This window comes from Planctomycetia bacterium (assembly GCA_016795155.1).
Lineage (GTDB): Bacteria > Planctomycetota > Planctomycetia > Gemmatales > HRBIN36 > JAEUIE01.
In genome coordinates this window covers 138,659-157,275 of record JAEUIE010000044.1, presented here as the reverse complement: position 1 = coordinate 157,275, position 18,617 = coordinate 138,659, and the positions used below count along the sequence as shown (strand labels likewise).

16 protein-coding genes are annotated in these 18,617 nt (G+C 51.2%); 8 read left to right on the top strand and 8 right to left on the bottom strand.

Going from position 1 to position 18,617, the window contains the following annotated elements; translation table 11 throughout:
• Positions 1 to 11 precede the first annotated feature (11 nt).
• Together JNJ77_15485 and JNJ77_15480 are read left to right on the top strand one after the other, a co-directional pair.
• Entirely contained in the window at positions 12 to 1,016 is a 1,005-nt protein-coding gene (locus tag JNJ77_15485; GenBank protein ID MBL8823989.1) for an SMP-30/gluconolactonase/LRE family protein, read from the top strand.
• Between the two features lie 17 nt (positions 1,017 to 1,033).
• Complete coding sequence (locus JNJ77_15480; protein MBL8823988.1) at positions 1,034 to 3,490, top strand: ComEC/Rec2 family competence protein; 2,457 nt, start codon at positions 1,034 to 1,036, stop codon at positions 3,488 to 3,490.
• A 113-nt stretch (positions 3,491 to 3,603) separates the two neighbouring features.
• On the opposite strand, the gene mutL is transcribed toward JNJ77_15480, so the two are convergent.
• A complete protein-coding gene (gene mutL / locus JNJ77_15475) occupies positions 3,604 to 5,388 on the bottom strand; it encodes a DNA mismatch repair endonuclease MutL (GenBank protein ID MBL8823987.1) in 1,785 nt (594 codons plus the stop codon).
• Between the two features lie 182 nt (positions 5,389 to 5,570).
• Here mutL and JNJ77_15470 point away from each other — a divergent pair, with 182 nt between their 5' ends.
• Positions 5,571 to 5,933: a hypothetical protein gene (locus JNJ77_15470; protein MBL8823986.1), complete on the top strand. Its 363-nt coding sequence runs from the start codon at positions 5,571 to 5,573 to the stop codon at positions 5,931 to 5,933.
• 849 nt (positions 5,934 to 6,782) lie between these two features.
• Here the strand turns inward: JNJ77_15470 and JNJ77_15465 are convergent.
• Entirely contained in the window at positions 6,783 to 7,274 is a 492-nt protein-coding gene (locus JNJ77_15465; GenBank protein ID MBL8823985.1) for a DUF2203 family protein, read from the bottom strand.
• Positions 7,275 to 7,635: 361 nt separating this feature from the next.
• Between JNJ77_15465 and JNJ77_15460 the strand changes: the two genes are divergently transcribed.
• The gene (locus JNJ77_15460) at positions 7,636 to 8,802 is read left to right on the top strand and encodes a glycosyltransferase family 4 protein (protein MBL8823984.1); all 1,167 of its coding nucleotides are present in this window, start codon (positions 7,636 to 7,638) and stop codon (positions 8,800 to 8,802) included.
• Here JNJ77_15460 and JNJ77_15455 read toward each other — a convergent pair.
• Genes JNJ77_15455 through JNJ77_15445 form a run of 3 tightly spaced genes read right to left on the bottom strand, consistent with a single transcriptional unit; the run spans position 8,791 to position 11,338 of the window.
• On the bottom strand, positions 8,791 to 9,903 hold the full coding sequence (locus JNJ77_15455; protein ID MBL8823983.1) for a polysaccharide pyruvyl transferase family protein: 1,113 nt from the start codon (positions 9,901 to 9,903) through the stop codon (positions 8,791 to 8,793). The genes JNJ77_15460 and JNJ77_15455 overlap by 12 nt on opposite strands.
• A gap of 58 nt (positions 9,904 to 9,961) precedes the next feature.
• On the bottom strand, positions 9,962 to 10,357 hold the full coding sequence (locus JNJ77_15450; protein MBL8823982.1) for a RidA family protein: 396 nt from the start codon (positions 10,355 to 10,357) through the stop codon (positions 9,962 to 9,964).
• A gap of 24 nt (positions 10,358 to 10,381) precedes the next feature.
• Complete coding sequence (locus JNJ77_15445; protein MBL8823981.1) at positions 10,382 to 11,338, bottom strand: pyridoxal-phosphate dependent enzyme; 957 nt, start codon at positions 11,336 to 11,338, stop codon at positions 10,382 to 10,384.
• A gap of 167 nt (positions 11,339 to 11,505) precedes the next feature.
• On the opposite strand from JNJ77_15445, the gene JNJ77_15440 reads away from it, so the two are divergent.
• Both JNJ77_15440 and JNJ77_15435 read left to right on the top strand, forming a co-directional pair.
• A complete protein-coding gene (locus JNJ77_15440; GenBank protein MBL8823980.1) occupies positions 11,506 to 12,294 on the top strand; it encodes an FkbM family methyltransferase in 789 nt (262 codons plus the stop codon).
• A gap of 183 nt (positions 12,295 to 12,477) precedes the next feature.
• Positions 12,478 to 13,065, top strand: coding sequence for a transposase (locus tag JNJ77_15435; protein ID MBL8823979.1), 588 nt, complete (start codon positions 12,478 to 12,480; stop codon positions 13,063 to 13,065).
• Between the two features lie 607 nt (positions 13,066 to 13,672).
• Here the strand turns inward: JNJ77_15435 and JNJ77_15430 are convergent.
• The gene (locus JNJ77_15430; protein MBL8823978.1) at positions 13,673 to 13,951 is read right to left on the bottom strand and encodes a transposase; all 279 of its coding nucleotides are present in this window, start codon (positions 13,949 to 13,951) and stop codon (positions 13,673 to 13,675) included.
• Positions 13,952 to 14,101: 150 nt separating this feature from the next.
• Entirely contained in the window at positions 14,102 to 14,410 is a 309-nt protein-coding gene (locus tag JNJ77_15425; protein MBL8823977.1) for a hypothetical protein, read from the bottom strand.
• Between the two features lie 309 nt (positions 14,411 to 14,719).
• On the opposite strand from JNJ77_15425, the gene rsfS reads away from it, so the two are divergent.
• Positions 14,720 to 15,187: a ribosome silencing factor gene (gene rsfS / locus JNJ77_15420; protein MBL8823976.1), complete on the top strand. Its 468-nt coding sequence runs from the start codon at positions 14,720 to 14,722 to the stop codon at positions 15,185 to 15,187.
• A 234-nt stretch (positions 15,188 to 15,421) separates the two neighbouring features.
• Positions 15,422 to 16,897 carry a DUF1254 domain-containing protein gene (locus JNJ77_15415; GenBank protein ID MBL8823975.1) on the top strand — a complete coding sequence of 492 codons (1,476 nt, stop codon included), beginning with the start codon at positions 15,422 to 15,424 and terminating at the stop codon, positions 16,895 to 16,897.
• A 90-nt stretch (positions 16,898 to 16,987) separates the two neighbouring features.
• Here JNJ77_15415 and JNJ77_15410 read toward each other — a convergent pair whose 3' ends face one another.
• The gene (locus JNJ77_15410; GenBank protein MBL8823974.1) at positions 16,988 to 18,349 is read right to left on the bottom strand and encodes a pre-peptidase C-terminal domain-containing protein; all 1,362 of its coding nucleotides are present in this window, start codon (positions 18,347 to 18,349) and stop codon (positions 16,988 to 16,990) included.
• Positions 18,350 to 18,617 lie beyond the last annotated feature (268 nt).

Below are 18,617 nucleotides of genomic sequence, written 5' to 3'. Positions count from 1 at the left end.
AGGCACGAACCATGAACCGTCGAAGTTTTCTCAGTCTCTCCGTCCTGGCAGTAACAGGAAGTGTTGCGTATTCCATGACAGTAACAAAAGATGGCACCGTCGTCAGGCACGATGCACGTTTCGATCAATTGGTGCCTGCTGATGCGAGTCTGGAAAAGCTGGCAGATGGTTTTGACTGGGCAGAAGGACCAGTCTGGCAGGCCAGTGAGAATCGGCTTCTCTTTTCCGACATCCCCAAGAACAAAGTCTGGCAATGGTCAAAAAAAGACGGCCTTGCTTCGTTTCTCGATCATAGTGGCTACACCGGCACAACGCCTCGCGGTGGTGAGCGAGGATGCAACGGACTTGCTTTCAACGGAGCAGGCAAACTGCTCCTCTGTCAGCATGGTGACCGTCGCGTTGCCCGGCTGAATGACGATGGCAAGACATTTACTACGCTGGCTGATCGCTATGAAGGTAAACGGTTCAACAGCCCCAACGATCTGGTGCTTCATCAGAATGGCGACATCTATTTCACCGATCCGCCTTATGGGTTGGAGAAGGGGCCGAACGATCCTGCCCGTGAGTTGAATTTCTGCGGCGTGTATCGCCTGGATGCGAAGGGTAAGGTTACCTTGTTGACCAAAGAATTAACCCGGCCCAACGGCATTGGCTTCGCGCCTGATTACAAAACGCTGTATGTTGCCAATTCCGATCCGCTGAAAGCCTATTGGATGAGCTTTCCTGTTAAAGAAGATGGCACGCTGGGAGAAGGCAAGATCTTTTACGATGTCACCAGGCAGGTTCCCCGCATGAAAGGGTTGCCCGATGGACTAAAAGTAGATAAGCAAGGCAACCTGTTTGCCACCGGGCCTGGGGGTGTCTGGGTCTTTACCGCCCAAGCGGAACTACTGGGAAGAATCGATCCGGGTTGTGCTACTGCCAATTGCGGGTTTGGCGAGGATGGAAGCACGCTGTTTCTCACTGCGGACAAATCGCTCTATCGAATTGCGACCAGCACCAAGGGCCTGTTCTGAAACTGATGAAAGGCCGAATGGTGTCTTCGACATATGCCCCGATAGCAGCGCCGTTGTTGCCCGTTGCTGGTGCAGTCACTCTGGGTATTCTGCTGGAACGCTATTTCCCACTTCCTTCTATCACGCTGATTGCGCTGTTGGTAGGTTTGCTGGCAAGTGCACTATGGGCCAGGCTGCGACATTCGCCCATCATGACATTACTCCTCTGGTGCGTGGCAGTCGCTCTGACTGCGTGCTGGTATCGCGTTCAATATCAATGGCCTGCCGAAGCCATCGGTCACCATGCACTGATGGATCGTGTTCCGGTGAAATTGCGTGGAGTGGTTGCAGAAGATGTGGAATTCCATTTGCCCCGCCGACCGGAGTTGCTTTCGGGACAGGGCACGATGGGTTACAGCCTGTTCCTGCTGCGAGTGCATGAACTGCAATTAACGGATCGCTGGCTACCTGTTACCGGCATAGTTCGAGTGACGGTTGAGGGCGAACTCAAGAAATTTTCGGTGGGTGATGGAGTAGAAGTGCTGGGCAGCCTACTGGCATTTTCTCCACCAGTGAATCCGGGTGGATCGGATTTCAGGCAACGCTGGTTTGATCAGAAAATCCAGGCTGCATTGCTGGTCAAAACCGTTGATGGCATCCATCCTCACCCTGCATCATCCCGCTGGTCGATCGCATCCATAATGGCCAAGGCACGAAGCTGGGTCAGGCAGTCTTTGAAAACATCTCTGCCTGCACAACAGGCTGGCATCGCTCAAGCACTCCTGTGTGGCGAGCAGGCAGCGCTCAGTCCCGACCAGTTTGAAAGCTTCCTGCATACTGGTGTGTATCATGTACTGGCAGTCTCAGGTCAGCATCTAGTGATTCTCGGCGCCTTTGTCGGTTTGTTGCTCCGGTTGACAGGTCTGGACATGCGGCATCGATCCGTCTGGCTGGCAGTGATGGTGCTGTTCTATGTGTTCCTGACGGGTGCCCGGCCGCCTGTGGTGCGTGCCGCCATTATGGTACTCACCTGGTGCATGGCACTCTGGTTACGTCGAAAGGCTAACCCGATCAACAGCCTGGCTTTTGCCTGGATTGCAGTCGCTGTCATTCAGCCCGCTGATATTCTCAATGTGGGTTGTCAGCTATCGTTTCTGGCAGTGTTCGTGTTGATGCAGATGGTTTCTCCGCTTTATCGCTGGGTCAGGGAGAATCGTTCGCCACTGGATCAGTTGGCGGTGGAATTGAAACCATTCTGGTGGAGGCTCCTTCATGCATGCTGGGAAGTAATTCGCTGGTCACTGTGGGCCTCGTTTATCGTCTGGTTGTGCGCGCTGCCGTTGGTGCTGGCCCAGTTCCATCTCATATCGCCTGTTGCAGTCATACTTGGACCTATACTGATCATTCCCATCACGGTTGCGTTGATCAGCGGTTTTCTGTTGGTGCTGTTGCAGAGCATTCCTCTTGTTTCCGATGTATTTGCCTGGCTGGCCGAGACCTCGCTCCGGTTCAGTGACTGGTGTGTGGCGTTGGCGCGCGAACTGCCTTACAGCTTTGGCTACTGGCCTGATGTTCCGAACTGGTGGGTGGCAGGTTTCTATCTGATTCTGATTCCTGCCTTACTCTGGCCAGGTCGCGAACGATGGTGGAAGTGGTTTGCAACGGCGGCAACAGTTTGGTTGCTGATGTTGGTAATGCTCACCCAGCCTGACATAACACAGGATTTGCGGGTGACTGTACTCTCGGTGGGGCATGGCACCTGTGTCGTGATGGAAACGCCGACCGGCAAATGCCTGGTCTATGATGTAGGCTCGCTGGCTGGGCCTGAAATTGCCTTGCGTCATCTTTCGAATTATCTCTGGTATCGAGGCCGGACTAAGATCGATGAGCTGTTTCTTTCTCACGCTGATCTGGATCATTTCAATGCTTTGCCTGATTTGCTGGAGCGTTTTCGGATAGGTCAAATCCGGATGACACCCACTTTCGGAGAAAAGCCAGACCGAGGCACACGAGCCACCTTGGAACAGATTCAACGGAAACACGTATCGTTGAGTACCCTTCGACGGGGCGATATCCTCGAAGATGGAGAACTGGAAATAGAGGTGCTGCATCCACCTTCGAAAGGACCAGAAGGGATTGAAAATGTTCGCAGCATGGTATTACTGGTCACCTATCAAGGCACACGGTTGTTATTGACGGGCGACCTGGAGCAGGAAGGGCTGGAACAGGTGATGCAATCGTCTATTGAAAGGGTCGATGTGCTCGTTGCGCCGCATCATGGTTCGCGTGTTTCGAACACGAGCCGATTTGCAGCTTGGTGTAGGCCAAAACTCGTCATCAGTTCGGAGACATTTCCACGAGGTCCGAAGCCTGATCCCTATGCACCACTGGGAGGCACGATGTGGAGAACCTGGATACACGGCGGAGTGACTGTCCAAATGGCGGATGAAAAGATCGCAGCAAGAACGCATCTGACGAAGCAAGTTTGGCCTTAAAATATTCAGTTCATTAGATGTGCATTTTTCTTGGCGTTCCTTGGCGACTTGGAGGTTTTTTTCTTTTTTACCGCCAAGACGCCAAGAAGCGCCAAGCGGTTCAGTTTGATTAATCAAATCCGTTCAAACTGTTTGTCTAACTCAGCCTTGCTGAAGAACAGCGAAGTCGGTCTGCCGTGCGGGCAGTGATGGGAATCGGCGCAGAGATGCCTTTGAGCGAGTAGGGCATCCATCTCAGCAGGGGTCAACCGGTCCCCAGCTTTGATGGCAGCGTGGCAAGCCATCAGGCAGAGGAGTTTGTCCATCAAGAGCTCTACTGATGGTATATCACCCGTAGCAGTCAGATGCTCCAGGACCATACGCAACATCGCTGCTGGCTGTGAACGCTTGAGCATCGCTGGATAACTGCTGACCAGTACCGTGGTTCCGCCAAAGGGCTGAATCTCGAGGCCTAGTTGTTGTAAGGCCTGCTGATGTGCCAATGCCAGCGAATAGTTTTCGGGAATCAACTCAACCGGTTCAGGTACCAGCAGTTTCTGAATTTCCAACTGGTTGTTCTGAAGGCGCGTTTTCAGTTGTTCATACAGAATGCGTTCGTGCAGTGCGTGCTGATCAATCACCAGCATGCCATCGCCTTCCAGCACCACCAGGTAGCTGTTATGAAACTGCAAAGCACGAGGCCCATCGTATGCCGGCTCCGCAGCTTCAATGGGTGCAGGCGTAGTTGAAATAATGGGTGCTGCTGTTTCGCTGGTGCGAGGCGGTGGAGACAATTCAGGCAGAGTTGGCCGGGCAACTCGAGGCGTTTCCTGAAACAATGTTGGTGCAGGTGCTGGAGGCGGCTTCAGTTGCCAGTTACCTGCCGTGGATGGTGTTGCGGTGGGCAGGCTCATGCTGCCATGCAAGGGTAAGCCGTGCAGGGCTTTGCGGACCGCCGTTCGTACCAGATGATGCAGCACCTGGTTATCGCGAAAGCGCACCTCAGCCTTCGATGGATGCACATTGACATCGACCTGGTCAGGTGGCATTTCCAGATACAGGAAGCCGATGCCATACCGGCCTACCATCAACAGGCCATGCATGCCTTCCTGCAGAGCATGGCCCAAGGTACGGTCGCGAATACACCGGCCATTGACAAAGAAATACTGCAGCCGATTGTTGCCCCGGTTGACGCTCGGTTCCGCTATATAGCCTGACAACTTTAGCGGCCCCTGATCTGCACTCACTTCAATGAGCTTGTCACCAATTTCCTCGCCAAAGAATCTTGTGATACGTTCCTTGAGCGGGCTGTTGGCTGGTATGTCGTACACATCGCGGTCGTTGTGTTTGAGCGAGATGCCTACGTGTGGAAAGCCGAGTGCAAGCCGGATGACTGCTTCGCTGATATGCCCCATTTCGGTGGGGATGGTTTTCAGAAACTTCCGGCGGGCAGGCAGGTTGTAAAAAAGATGCCTGACTTCAATGCGAGTGCCCGGCCTGCCATTCCAGGCATCAATGGGCGAGAAATTTCCGCCATCGACTTTGAGTTGAGCGCCTTGTTCCAGTTCGCGGGTGCGGCTTTGCACGATGACCTGGGCAACGCTGCCTATGGAAGCGAGCGCTTCGCCCCGGAAGCCGAGCGTGCAAATCTGTTCCAGATCGCTCGCGGTGCTGACTTTGCTGGTGGCATGACTCGATAAGGCTAAAGGCAAATCTTCCGGCACCATGCCGATGCCGTCATCGACTACGCGGATCAGTTCGATGCCCCCCTGGGCGACTTCGACATCAATCTGGGTAGCCCCGGCATCGATGGCGTTTTCGAGCATTTCCTTGAGCGCGCTGCCCGGCCTTTCAATCACTTCGCCTGCAGCAATCTGGTTGACGAGCGTGGGATCAAGTTGTCGAATACGCGATGCCATAGGGAGATGATTTTATGGAGGGCGGGGTATGCGGGAAGCGGCCAATCATCATCTAGTGTTTTTCAACTATTCGGAGTCCGGTAAGGCAAATTTCTAAAAAGCTGCTCACTGAATTGCGTGTAAACATACTGTAAACTACAGTTGCATTGCTATTCATCTTTTCTTCAAGTTGATTGATACAAATGCGAAAAGATCCTTTTGAAATACTTGAGCAAGCTGTTCAGAACAGAAAAAGCGTTGAGATCATCAATCATGGAAAGAAACAAACAACTCGCAGAACTATATGTCCCCATATTCTAGGGACAAAGCAGAATGGTACTATGCAAGTTTTGGGTTATCATTTGAGTGGTGAAAGTTCTACTAAAGAGACAATCGACCCAAACGATGTACGTCTCGCATTTCGGCTCATGAATATCGAGAACATTGAAATTGTACAAGCGAATGACGGACGCCTATTCCTGGATGAATGGAAAACTGTACCAGGTTATTTGGCATACTGGTCTCCAAGCTTTGAAACTGTGCATGCTTTTGTTCCTGATGATTAAACTGCTTTCTAATTGTGTCGTTTCCGAGCAGGTACTCGTAAGCGACATCCTATTCTCGATATGGCCACGCGCGAGGCAAATGTTAGAACGTAATTGTGCAGGATAGAGAACGATGACAATTAATACCAAAACAGAGATGCACTTTCACGAACAAACCGTGATGTCAATTTTTTTTGAAAATGGCAGTTCAGGAATTCCTGATGAAGTCGTCGAAATCGGTACATTCGTACAGTATGTGTTAAGATAGTGCGGTAACTTAGGTAATAACCAAGTAACAGAGTCAATACGCTCGTTATTACTAGCTGCACATCAAGAGATATTTGCTAATGGCGATCTGCTGGGCACGGAAAAGAGTGTGAACTTGATACAGTATCCCGGTCATAAAGGCAGAAAGCAATTCAACTGTAACTACGTTATTGACGGAACTACTTGCAAATTTACCCTTGATGCAATTGGGTTCGGCTGGTTAGCTACAGGTGTTGGTTACTATGCTCCGATTTCTATTTTTGGGTTTGCAAAGTACCTTTTGGGAAAACGGCAGACGGACGTAAACTTCAAAGAAACACTTGCAGCATCAATGTATGTAATCTCGAAGTACATTAATGATCCAAGCATATCAGCCACAAATCGGTTGCAATTTGGAATGCAATTATCTGTCTCTGCCTGTGAACGACATTACGGTCATCTGTTATCGAAGTAAGCAACTGAAATGATGCTAGTAGTAAGCCGATTACTAAGTGTCGATCCAGATAATTCCATATCCCCGCTGACGCGGCTGGAAGCCGCGTCTACACAATAAAACCTCACGGTTTTATCCCGTGGGGGTCAGGTTGTAGTCAGAAAAATAACTTACACGGCCTGTTCAACGCCTGGTACCGGAGTCGTTTTGCGCCAGCTTTCGGGGATGACTCGGCGTTGCGGTTCGTTGGCGAAGCACCACCACTTGACCGAATCGGCACCGACGCGCCATACGAAGTAGGCTTTGCGGCCTTGCACCTGGGTGGGGAAAGCTGCTTCGCCTACCACCGGGTCAACCAGGATCACGTTCAGGTCTTCCAGTTCGAGCACTGAATCGCGGAGCTTGTTTTGCTCAGCGGTAATTTCATCGTTGACAGAGTAACGACGTGAACGTTCAGGCCAGTTCAAATCCCGTTTGCGTCGTTCCAGGTCAATCTGTTCTTTTTCCAGTTCCACCAGCCTTTGCCAGCGAGCCTGGATTTCTTCGGTGATATGGGAGACGAGTGGAAGCATCGTATCAGCCTGGCTGAGAAGGAACAAGTTGGCAGCAGCCTTCTTGTTCTTGGCAGCACGAGCTGGTTTCTTACCTTTTGGCATGCTCATGATACGGGCCCTCTGTTTAACAGCCCGCCGCGTGTTCTAGCGGTCCGCGGGTTACCTTGTATTGCTATCATACGTCGTTCCAGCGTGCTCGGCTTGATGATTTCGGCACCAATCGTGCCTGCTGCCGGTTTGACGCATAGTATCTTGCCCAACTTGTGGGATGGATAGGATATGACCGAATTAAACTGCCGATTTGACAGCATTTTCATTCATGTTCCGCTTTATGCTTGACATGGACAGATGGTTTCGCTTCATCCCATATTGAGATTGATCTGGTCTGTTGGTGAAACTTGTGATATGGGTCAAGATGGTTTGTGCTGTATCACGATATTCTTACGCAGTCGGTACGAGATTTTTTCCCATGCGCATCTGCCTCTTCACCAATACTGCATTCCCCTGCATGGGTGGTCAGGAAATGGTGGTGGATGAATTGGCACGTCAATTCATGCAGGCAGGGCATGAGCCTGTGATGCTTTGCCCGGTGCCGCCTACGGGTTATCGAGCCAGCGATTCACAATATCCGTATCCCGTCGTCAGACATCCCAAATATGTTTCCACCAAGTGGCTGGTTGAGTGGTATCGCCTGTCTCTGTACTGGACGGTTCGCAAGTACCGTAGTGATGTCGTGCACTGCCACAATGTCTATCCCAATGGCTACCTGGCCGTGCTGGAGCGGTTGCGAGGCGGGCCGCCTGTGGTTATTACCAGTCATGGCGGCGATGTCCGCGAAGACAATCCGCGCTACCGCAATCGTGGATTGAGAGAACGACATCAATTCGCGGTACAGCATGCTGATGCATTGGTGTCCATCGGCCCATTTACCGATCAGGGGTTCCGCTCACTGGGTGCCCGGCCTGAACAACTGCATTCGATACCCAATGGTGTACATGCAGGCCCTTACAGCCAGCCTGTGGATCGGCCTGCTGAGTTGCCTGTGCAGCTTCAGAGTCAGCAATATCTACTGTTCCTCGGTCGTCTGATGCCTCGCAAAGGGGTGGATGTGCTGCTGAGGGCACTGGCACTCTGGCGAGATCGGTTTTCTGGTTCAACCATACCCATGCTGGCTGTGGGTGGCGATGGGCTGGAAAGGCCTGCACTTGAAAAACTGACTGCGGAATTGAAGTTGCAGCAGAACGTGATTTTCCTGGGCACCGTGAAAGATGCCCGGAAACTCTGGTTGCTCCAGAATGCCCGGCTGCTGATGATGCCTACACGCGAATGGGAAGCCTTCCCTATGGTCTTGCTGGAAGGCTTTGCAGCAGGCTGCCCAGTGGTAGCCAGTGATGCACCGGGCTTAAAAGAATTGATAACACCGGGGAAGACCGGCTGGGTTGTGCCTCGCGAGAATCCCGAAGCCCTCGCTGAAAAGTTACATCAACTCTGGCAACAACCCGCGTTGACTCGTGGCATATCGAGTACGGTGCAGGCGTTTGCCCAACAATGCGATTGGCCTGTCATCGCATGTCGGCATCTGGAATTGTTCGAATCGGTAGTGAAAAGTTCGCAATCACTTCGATTAGCCAGCTAATCGGGTAGGTTTTCTCTGTATCTGCAGGTATGTCATCGTGGCATGATTTAAGAATGAGTTGAACTGCTGCATGAACTTTTGCTTCTGTTGCGCCAGGCGATCAATCAGCCTGGAGTCGTTCTGCAAGAGCTGTTGCGTGTGTTCTTTCAGTTGTTGAAACTGCCCCCATTTGTTGGGTTCAAGTGCCAAGTCCTGCAAGCCGAACGTATGGGTAAAAGCCCGGCCTCGCCAATCGACATTCACCGGCACAATGGGTTTGCCTAACCCCAGCGATAACAGTGCTGCGTGCAGGCGGAAGCCAATGGTACCTCGCGATTGCTCATATCGTGCGATAAGTGTATCGACATCTTCGGTGTAAAAACGTTCGATGCCTGCAGGCACCCATTGTGAGGCAAAATCGAGGTCTGCCCGTTCGTGCAGTGTGACAATGAAATCGACATTCTCTTTCATCAGCCAGTGCAGGTACTGCATGGCACTGGCCATGAACCGTTTGCCTGACCATGATTTCAGCAATCTTGCTGGAGGTAGCGAAACAAGCAGAGGTCCAGCGTCTTTGTGTGCCGTCACCGGGCGATCAGTCAGGAAAGTTACCGGGCAGCCGGTGCATTCAGCTTCGATGCCGATCTGAGCCAATTGCTGCTGGGTAGGCATATCGCGGACAGCGCAGGCAAAGGCTTTTTCGTGCAGCCACTGTACTTCGAGTTTGGCTTGCGGAGTGTACTGGCGAATGGGCTGTCCCCAGTCGCTGCCAGTACCCATGCCGATGAGCAGCATGGGAACCTGCAGTTGCTGCAGGGATTCCACCGAAGTGGCAACTCCCCAGCCAGGCTTATCGGGTTGCACCATTTTAGAAGGCTTGCGGGGTTCGAGCAGGTTGGAACCACCCACAACCACCATGTCAGCTTCTTCGTTGGTGCGCTTGAGGTTGCTGTCTCGCAATCCGGTCGGCACACCTGCTTCAAAACGTTCGTTGACAGGCAGGTTCACCCACTGAATCATTCCCAGGTGTTTGCCCAGCGCTTTTTGAATGGCATGGGCCACCAGCGTATCGCCGACGTTGCTGCTGTTGCGTGGAAAATAATGATGAACCGTAAGCGCCATCCCGGCTCCTTCGCCACTTCCTTGTGTTGATCATCGAGTTGCTTATTTATCGCATTTTTCACGGTTTTCCGCTAGTGGAATCTGCCGCTGCTATAGCATCGAGTTCCAGGTCGTAGCCATAATGCAATGTGCCGACTGGCACCACCGTTCGTGCCGGGCGATGATCGCCAAAGAACTCGGCATAGATGGCATTCACCTGCCCCCAGTGTTTGACATCAGAAACATAAACGGTGACACGCAACACCTTATCGCGACTGCTGCCAGCGGCTCGCAGGATGGCATCGAGATTCGCCAGGGTTTGCCTGGTTTGTTCTTCGATGCTGCCTATGACATGTTCCTTTTGTCCAGGCTTGATGGGAAGTTGGCCAGCGATGTAGACAACTCCCTGATGGATAATCGCCTGCGAGTAATGCCCTGCGGGTACTGGCGCTTCCTGGGTGAGAACTGTTTTCATGGATGCTCCTATTACTCTCAGTATTTAGGTTGCTTTCGTGCACCACGGCAACTGATCGAGATCGACGTTGCCACCGGTCAGAATGATGCCTACCTTTTGCCCTTGCAGTTTAAGCGTTCCATCGAGCAGGGCACCGAGTGGCGGACTGCACGAAGGCTCCACAATGATCTTCAAGAAACTCCACATCAACCGCATGGCACGTACCACGGTTTCTTCCTGCGCTACGCCGATGCCATCCACGTTTTCTTTGATGATGTTGAACGTTCGCGGAGCGAGAGTAGTTCGCAGACCATCACAGACAGTTTGCGGCGTCTGCTCGGTAACCAGAACACCCGAAGTATGCGAACGGTAGGCATCATCAGCACCTGCGGGTTCTGCACCATAAACTCGCATGCTCGGCGATGTGCCTTTCACTGCCAGCGCGATACCGGAGAGCAAACCGCCTCCGCCGGTGGGTGCAATGATGGCATCGAGACCTTCCACTTGCTGCATCAGTTCGAGGGCTGCAGTGCCTTGACCAGCAATCACCCGGTCATCATCAAAGGGATGAATGAGCTCGTAGGCATGCTTCTGAATGAGTTGCTGCGTGGTTTGTTCTCGCGATTTGACGTTGGGTTCACATTCAACAATAGTGGCGCCATACCCGGCTATGGCCTGCTTCTTGGGTATCGGGGCATTCGTGGGAACGACCACGGTGGCAGGTATGCCTCGCAATCTGGCGGCCCAGGCGAGTGCTGCACCATGGTTGCCTGATGAATGGGTGACAACGCCACGCCGGGCCTGTTCTTCAGTGAGCGAAAACACCGCGTTGCAGGCCCCGCGTGCCTTGAACGCACCGACCTTCTGGAAGTTCTCGCATTTGAAATAGAGCTTCGCCCGCACCATCTCGTTGAGCATGTTGCTCGACATGACTGGTGTGAGGTGAATGTGAGTCTTGATGCGCTGATGTGCAGTCTGGATGTCAGCAAGGGTGGGAGGCATCGGAATATACTCGAATAGACAAGCTACACTTCATACTTATGGAGATGCGTAGTAGCTGGAAGATTATTATTGAGAACCGATAGACAGGTTGTGCATAATAGCTTTCCTCATTTACTTGTTGATTTAAGAAGCGGTTGAGAGACCAGCTTCTCTGCAGGGAATACTGCATGTTTGCTTTTGTAAAAACGCTGAATAACTCATGGATAACTTCTCGATCGAAGGCATTGTGGTGGTACTACACGGGACGATTTCATCTCCGTTCCAGCACTCAATCGGTTGTGGTCAGTCTGAAACCGCCGGGGAATTCGCGAGAGTATTTTCTAGACTGGCAAACTCCCGAAGATGCACGGATTTCACTGAACTTCTTTTCCAATGATAATTCCTGGTTGAAATATCCCCTGCCCAGCGAGGCAAAGACCATCGTCGATCTCGGTGCCAATATCGGTATGAGCAGCCTGTTCTGGAGCATGCAGTACCCGGATGCACGGATTGAAGCTGTGGAGATGGTTGCAGCCAATGCCGAGCGATGTCAGAAACTGTTCGAGAAAAATCAGGTCAATGCTCGGGTAACTCACGCAGCGGTGGCGGCAAGTGATGGCGTCATGCAGTATCAGGCCAACGATTCCCATACCTGCAACCATTTGCAGGTTTTTGACGATATACCGGCGGTGGCCTCCAGGTTGGTATCTGTGCAGACATATTCCCTGGCCAGCTTGTTGAAAAAACTCTCACTTCAACAGGTGGACATCCTGAAAGTGGATATAGAGGGGGCTGAATCGTTCCTATTGCAAACAATTGAAACCTGGGCTGCTGCAGTGCGATGGATGCTCATGGAATTGCATCACAACATCAAATACGAAGAAGCTGTTGCGACTTTGAAGAAGGCGGGGTTCACCATTGTCAGCGAAGATCACAGGAACCGGACAGAGTTGTTCTGTCAAGGTCCGGCCAGGTAGATCGCGTTGATGGAAGAAATGTGTTGAGAATCAAGAGGCAAGCTGTATTTGTATGACTGTCAGTTTCCTTGGCAGACCGGAAACCTTTGGTCAAGCCGAGGGGCGAGATCAGGAGACCTCGCCCCAGCAAGGGTGCCATAGCTTGCGTGTACTCACGCTAGCTATGCCGATAACGGAGTCTCAATGTCAAATCCGCATCGTCGCCGACTCAAGCACTACAACGATGCAGGCCACGCTCACTTATTCACCTTCTCGTGCTGGAAAAGGTTGCAGCTACTTTCTAAAGATCGATCCCGACTCTGGTTCATCAGATCACTCTACAAAACCTTGAAACAACACGACTTCGGCTGCTGGGCCTATATCATCATGCCTGAGCACGTGCATCTGGTGGTGATCCCCCATCGCCACGCCTACAGCACCAGCGACTTTCTGTCATCACTGAAACTGGGTGTCACCCGTGCAGCGGTGAAGTATTTGAAACTGCATCACCCGGCGTTTCTGAAAAAGCTTCTGGATGTGCAACCCTCCGGCCGACAGTGTTATCGATTCTGGCAACCGGGTGGAGGATTTGATCTGAACCTCTGGACAGATGCCAGGATATGGGAGAAGATCAATTACTGCCATGAGAACCCGCTACGGCGAAAGTTGGTGGTGCTGCCAGAGGAATGGGAATGGTCCAGCTACCGGGACTATCGAGCGACACGCACCGTGGGACGAGTTCCGATTGATTGGAAGACGTTACCCGATGATCCACTCAGGGAGTACAACTAAACCGCTTTCGCGTGGTCACACCATAGTCAGGTCGAGTACGACCAGACTATGGCACCCAATCTCGGCAGACAATGGCACCCGTGCGGGGAATCACTGATGATTATCATACTTATGATTGCAGGGGGTCTAGTGCCATTTATTCTATATATGGGCATACGGACTTTGCGTGATGCACAGGCGCTTCGTCCGTTACTTGCCATCTATTCAGCAGTCAGCGCATTAGTTTTTGTCATGGTTTTTCCAATCATGTGTGGTTTAATATCTGATGTATTATTAGCTCCAAACTTAATTGATTATCGATATTATATGGAGGTACTACCCATTAATTCATTGATAATATTGATAATAATATTTAGTACATTTATATTTACATATTCCGTATTTAAAAGGATAAAATGTAAGTATATTTATGTATTCACTCTTGGCATGTTTCTTGAGTTTATTGTAATATATCTTGTTGTTGCTGAAGTTAATTATTAACTGCGTCAGGTACAATAGTGACCGAAAAGCCAGAACTGAACAGACAAACACGAAGGTCCGATCACGAATGATCATGAGAGCGAAACGGAACCTAAATCTTGGCGAAGACTGGCGAGTGGCTACCAACTCACGCCGCTCGGCGGTGGTAGCTGTTCAAAAGCCCACCCAGACGGAGTGTAGAAACTATCGCACTGGCTTTATCTGTGTCTTTCCACTTCCGAATACGCCGTTTTGTCAGCGGTACGTTGCCTATGCCTTGGTGTGCTCGTTCCGTGTTGTAATAATCAACATAGCAGGTGGCAATGTGACGCAGATGATCCTCACCAAAGCAGATGAAATGATCCAGAGCTTCCTGCTTAATGCTCTGAACAAATCGTTCGGCATAAGCATTGAGGTTCGGCTTCATGGGGCCAACCCGTTTCAGTTCAACGCCTTCAGCCTACAGAATGGATTCAAAGTCCCTGGTGTATTTGGTATCGAAATCACAGATCAAGGTTTCTGGCTTCACTTTTTCCTTGTGCCAGTGCATGCCAACATTGCTGGCTTGCTGCTTCATCTAGGTATTGTCGGGATTCGTCGTGATACCACCGAGAATCACACGCCTCGATTCGATATGAATGAAGAACAACACGAAAACATCCACGAATCCCCTGAGAGTCCAGACTTTCTTGCTGAAGAAATCCGTTGCCCACAAGGTTTGTGCATGCTGCTTGATAAACTCCGCCCAGGGCTTGTCGCCGCGTTCGGGACAGGGATCAATACCTGCAGCAATCAGGATGTTCTTCACGGTGGTATCACAGATCTTGATTCCCAACTTTTTCAGTTCACCATGAATCTTGCCGTAGCCCCAGATGTTCTCCAACATCCTTGCCCATGGCACAGACCTCGACAGTGCTTCTGAGGATAAGCATGATTTCTTCCCCGAACCTCCAACTTTCACGAAATGTCTTCAAGATAACTGTGAAAAACTCAAGAAGCTTTGCTTGACAACCCCCGTGGAGAGCCGATGATATCTTGTAGAGAATACTGGTTGTGGTTATAGTCACAACCGGTATGCTGGAAGCCTGTTGCTTTCCGAGTGGAAGGAACAGCGGGTGGGAGAGTCTCACCCCATAATTGAGGAGGTCGGCTACGAATCAATTCTGTCGCCAAGGTGTGTCGGCCTCCTGCTTCGATGGGTTTCCTGTCTTTCGGAGTAGAGGAGGATGATCGCTTGAGTGCACTTCTAGCCGCTGCGGCTCCTGCCGCCACCGATAGCCCTGTCTTTGCTGGTTCAACTTCTCCCCGTCGTCAACGTGTTGCTCTCGAACGTGCTGCCACCTGTGCCCGTATCTGCGATGATAACAAGGGCAAGGAAGTGCTCGTTCTGGATACGCGAGCCATTACGACCGAGTTCGATTTCCTGGTGATCGCCACCGGCAACTCCCGCCGCCAGCTTCATGCGATGGCTGAGGAAATCGATTCGCACATGGAAAGTGAACACGAAGCGCGTCTGGGCATCGAAGGCTACGAAACCTGCAAGTGGATCATTCAAGACTACGGCGACATTGTCGTTCACCTGTTCGATCCTTTCAGCCGGGATTTCTATCGCCTGGAAGAGCTCTGGGGCCAGGGTAAAAAGATCGACTGGCAGCGCTATTAATACGGATAAAACATCCTGATCTTTCTCCATCAACCTCTATTAGCACACCCCGGTGGTGTGCATGCGCCCGCACTTATTTCGGTTATTGGATGAATTGATAAAATTTTGATTTTTCTCTGGCTTTGAACATATTTTCTGACTACCAAAACACTGTCTGTTGCTGGTCGTCCATGCATTTCAAAAAATCCGTTGTGTTCAAGGAGTCGAATGATGGTAAGACATCGTCTGTTTCTGATGAGTCTGCTGGTGTTGGGACTGGTCACCAGTCTGGTGCCGGAGTCTAGTGCACAGGAAAGAGCGAGAAGGCGTATTTTGCCGCCTTTGTTCCAGCGTGATCGTTATCAGGTGGTGCCTCAGCAGGAGCGCATCAACAGCGGTCCGGTTTCCGAAGGTGAAGCACAGCAGCTTGGCATGGAAGCCTACATCTATGGCTACCCACTCATCACCATGGAAATGACCCGCCGAGTGATGACCAATGTGGAGAAGCCTGAGGGAACTCGCGCCCCGATGGGCCATTTCGTTCGCATGAAAGAATATCCTAACGCCTCATTCAAGGATGTGACAGCACCCAATGCCGATACGCTCTATACCACAGCGTGGGTTGATGTTGCCAAGGAACCCTACATTCTGACCTTGCCGAACGCACACGATCGGTATTACCTGTTCCCGATGCTCGATGGCTGGACCGATGTGTTCCAGGTGCCCGGCAAACGGACGACCGGCACAGGAGAACAGAAATATGCCATCGTTGGCCCCTACTGGAAAGGCACAATTCCAGAGGGAGTGATTGAATACCGTTCACCTACAGCACTTGTCTGGCTGCTCGGACGGATTTATTGCACCGGAACTTCTGAAGATTACGCTGCGGTGCACGCCCTGCAGAAGGATATCACGCTGGTTCCACTCAGCGCTTATGGCAAGCCTTACACGCCGCCTGAAGGGAAAGTCGATTCCAGCATCGACATGAAGACTGCGGTGCGCGAACAGGTCAACCGTATGGATGCCGGTGAATACTTCAAACTGCTGGCCAAGCTCCTGAAAGATAATCCACCGAGCGTGAATGATGGCTTGATGGTTGCCAAGATGGAACGGCTCGGCATCTATCGTGGTCAGGATTTCGACATCAGCAAGGTGGATCCGAACATTGCCAAGGGGTTGAAGGATGTACCCAAGCTGGGGGTCGAAAAGATCATGGCCCACTTCAAGAATGCCGGCGTGGAACAGAATGGATGGACCTTTACCACAGACACAGGTCTGTATGGCACGAAGTACCTCCAGCGTGCGTTAATTACTGCCATAGGATTGGGTGCGAACCGTCCTCAGGATGCTGTTTATCCCACTTCAGAAACAGATGCTCAAGGCCGTCCTTACAGCGGTGCCAATAAATATGTCATGCACTTTAACCCAGGCATGGCGCCACCAGCTGAAGGCTTCTGGTCACTCACCATGTATAACGGCGATTATTTCTTTGTGGATAATCCGCTGAACAAGTACACGGTCAGTGCTCGCAACAAGCTGAAGTACAATTCCGATAGTTCTCTGGATATTTACATCCAGCATGAGAACCCCGGTCCGGAAAAGGAAGCCAACTGGCTCCCAGCTCCCAAGGATAAGTTCATTCTGATGATGCGCCTCTACTGGCCCCGCGAACGCGATCCATCCATTATTAACGGTTCCTGGAGAATTCCTCCGGTAGAGATCGTTCGATAAGTCTGGTGATAAGAACTGTTGACCAACTTGAATCCCCTGCTTACTCAACAAGTAAGCAGGGGATTTTTTGATTGCATCAGTCAGAACGGGCTATCGAAGAATTCTCTCAAGTGCCAGCCGTTTCCGTCGACGCATCCACCAGAAACCCACACCCATGCTCGTTGCTCCCAATGCCGCCAATATTGCAGGCTCAGGTACCGCAATGGAACCTGTTAGGAAATAAGAACCCAGATCAAAAAACTGTGCAGGCGCCCAATTACCGTTGGGTCCCAGACTGGCTTGCTGCCCACCGGCGCTTGATACCTGGATGTAGTAGTTGCCTGCAGCCAGATTGACGTTGAGTGTTTCATGCAGACTGGAGGTCGCAGCTACTGCAATTGGATTTCCAAATGCATCAAGTATGCGAAGCGTACCATCCAGAGAAGAATCAGGATCGTTTACACCTGGAGTAATGTACTGTGTACCAGATCGCAGATTGATGATGCTGTTACCACCGGTGGTGTAAAAGGAAAAATAGCCAGAAGTATAATTGCTTTCACCAATGGGGTTCGGGTTGCTGGTGCTTTGCGGAACAATGATGCCATTGGTGGAGCTGAAATCAATCGATCCACCAATCAACGGTAAAGGAGTGGCAGTGGCCAGTGTTCTACCGATGCCATCGTTGACGTAGCCATTTAAAGCTGGGTTGTTAACCAGAATACTGAGAACATCATTCTGGACGTAATTGACATCGGTATTGACTCGGCCGACTCGCCAGACACTGCGGGCAGCACCGTAGGCTACACCAATGGTGGGTGCAATGGTGGATGATCCATTATTGGTGGAATATTCATTTACCCGCGAGCTTCCGATATAGTCACCCTGATGGCTAAGACTGGCAGCATGGCCGAGTTCATGAGCAGATGCTGTGAAAATATTGTGGAATGCGGTCACTCCGCCCAAACGGTTTACAAATGCCCAATTGGTATGTGCACCACTAAAAGTCGCAGCATCATGCATCACATTCACATATGAAACGCCGCCGGCACTGCCGTAGAAGGTAGATGCACCATTGCCAATCACAGTGTGCATCAGACGGGGTGTATTCTGATAATAGTTGTACCTTGCCAAATCGTTGGCAGCCTGGCCTGCTGCTACCGCAGGGTCAACCGTTGTCACATTGATGTCAAAGATGGCATAAGCCTGGGCAACGCGGGACCAGATATTCTTGATATTGGCCTGTTCCGTGGTAGTAAAAGTAGTACCCGTCTGGCCATTGTAGGCAGGCGTAACGCCGGGGGTCTGACCACCCCAGGTACCAGGGTAATCGAATCCGCTGAAGTTCAGATACATGGTATAGGCAGCCCCAGGCCGACTGCTGAGGGCAGGGGCAAGTGGATGAGCTTGCGACCAGAGAGTTGAATTGAGAAATAATAAACCAAGCAGGCCGACGAATAACCGAAGCGTAGACATGAAGCACCGAAGTTGATAAATCGTTCCGTCGTAACTCAAGGTGACTTCATGTCAGACAGGATAATAATGAAAAGAATTCAGCTTGCAAGTAAATTCTCACTGCTACTTCATTCTTTTCAATGGGTGGTTGACTTTGCGATCTTCATGTTGTGTTGAGAAAATATCCAAAATTATATCGACACCTATTCGCAGGTGACACACTGCTCTTCACTGGCGTTTGCGACGACGAATTAGCACATCACTTATATCCTAACATGTAAAGCACACT

Bases quoted from the DNA above. Each gene is read 5' to 3' on its own strand.
- mutL (MBL8823987.1), bottom strand. From the start codon at position 5,388: ATGGCATCGCGTATTCGACAACTTGATCCCACGCTCGTCAACCAGATT.
- JNJ77_15430 (MBL8823978.1), bottom strand. From the start codon at position 13,951: ATGAAGCCGAACCTCAATGCTTATGCCGAACGATTTGTTCAGAGCATT.
- JNJ77_15455 (MBL8823983.1), bottom strand. From the start codon at position 9,903: ATGGCGCTTACGGTTCATCATTATTTTCCACGCAACAGCAGCAACGTC.
- JNJ77_15425 (MBL8823977.1), bottom strand. From the start codon at position 14,410: ATGTTGGAGAACATCTGGGGCTACGGCAAGATTCATGGTGAACTGAAA.
- JNJ77_15445 (MBL8823981.1), bottom strand. From the start codon at position 11,338: ATGCCTCCCACCCTTGCTGACATCCAGACTGCACATCAGCGCATCAAG.
- JNJ77_15460 (MBL8823984.1), top strand. From the start codon at position 7,636: ATGCGCATCTGCCTCTTCACCAATACTGCATTCCCCTGCATGGGTGGT.
- JNJ77_15410 (MBL8823974.1), bottom strand. From the start codon at position 18,349: ATGTCTACGCTTCGGTTATTCGTCGGCCTGCTTGGTTTATTATTTCTC.
- JNJ77_15435 (MBL8823979.1), top strand. From the start codon at position 12,478: ATGTCAAATCCGCATCGTCGCCGACTCAAGCACTACAACGATGCAGGC.
- JNJ77_15485 (MBL8823989.1), top strand. From the start codon at position 12: ATGAACCGTCGAAGTTTTCTCAGTCTCTCCGTCCTGGCAGTAACAGGA.
- JNJ77_15415 (MBL8823975.1), top strand. From the start codon at position 15,422: ATGAGTCTGCTGGTGTTGGGACTGGTCACCAGTCTGGTGCCGGAGTCT.
- JNJ77_15480 (MBL8823988.1), top strand. From the start codon at position 1,034: ATGGTGTCTTCGACATATGCCCCGATAGCAGCGCCGTTGTTGCCCGTT.
- JNJ77_15450 (MBL8823982.1), bottom strand. From the start codon at position 10,357: ATGAAAACAGTTCTCACCCAGGAAGCGCCAGTACCCGCAGGGCATTAC.
- JNJ77_15440 (MBL8823980.1), top strand. From the start codon at position 11,506: ATGTTTGCTTTTGTAAAAACGCTGAATAACTCATGGATAACTTCTCGA.
- rsfS (MBL8823976.1), top strand. From the start codon at position 14,720: ATGGGTTTCCTGTCTTTCGGAGTAGAGGAGGATGATCGCTTGAGTGCA.
- JNJ77_15470 (MBL8823986.1), top strand. From the start codon at position 5,571: ATGCGAAAAGATCCTTTTGAAATACTTGAGCAAGCTGTTCAGAACAGA.
- JNJ77_15465 (MBL8823985.1), bottom strand. From the start codon at position 7,274: ATGAGCATGCCAAAAGGTAAGAAACCAGCTCGTGCTGCCAAGAACAAG.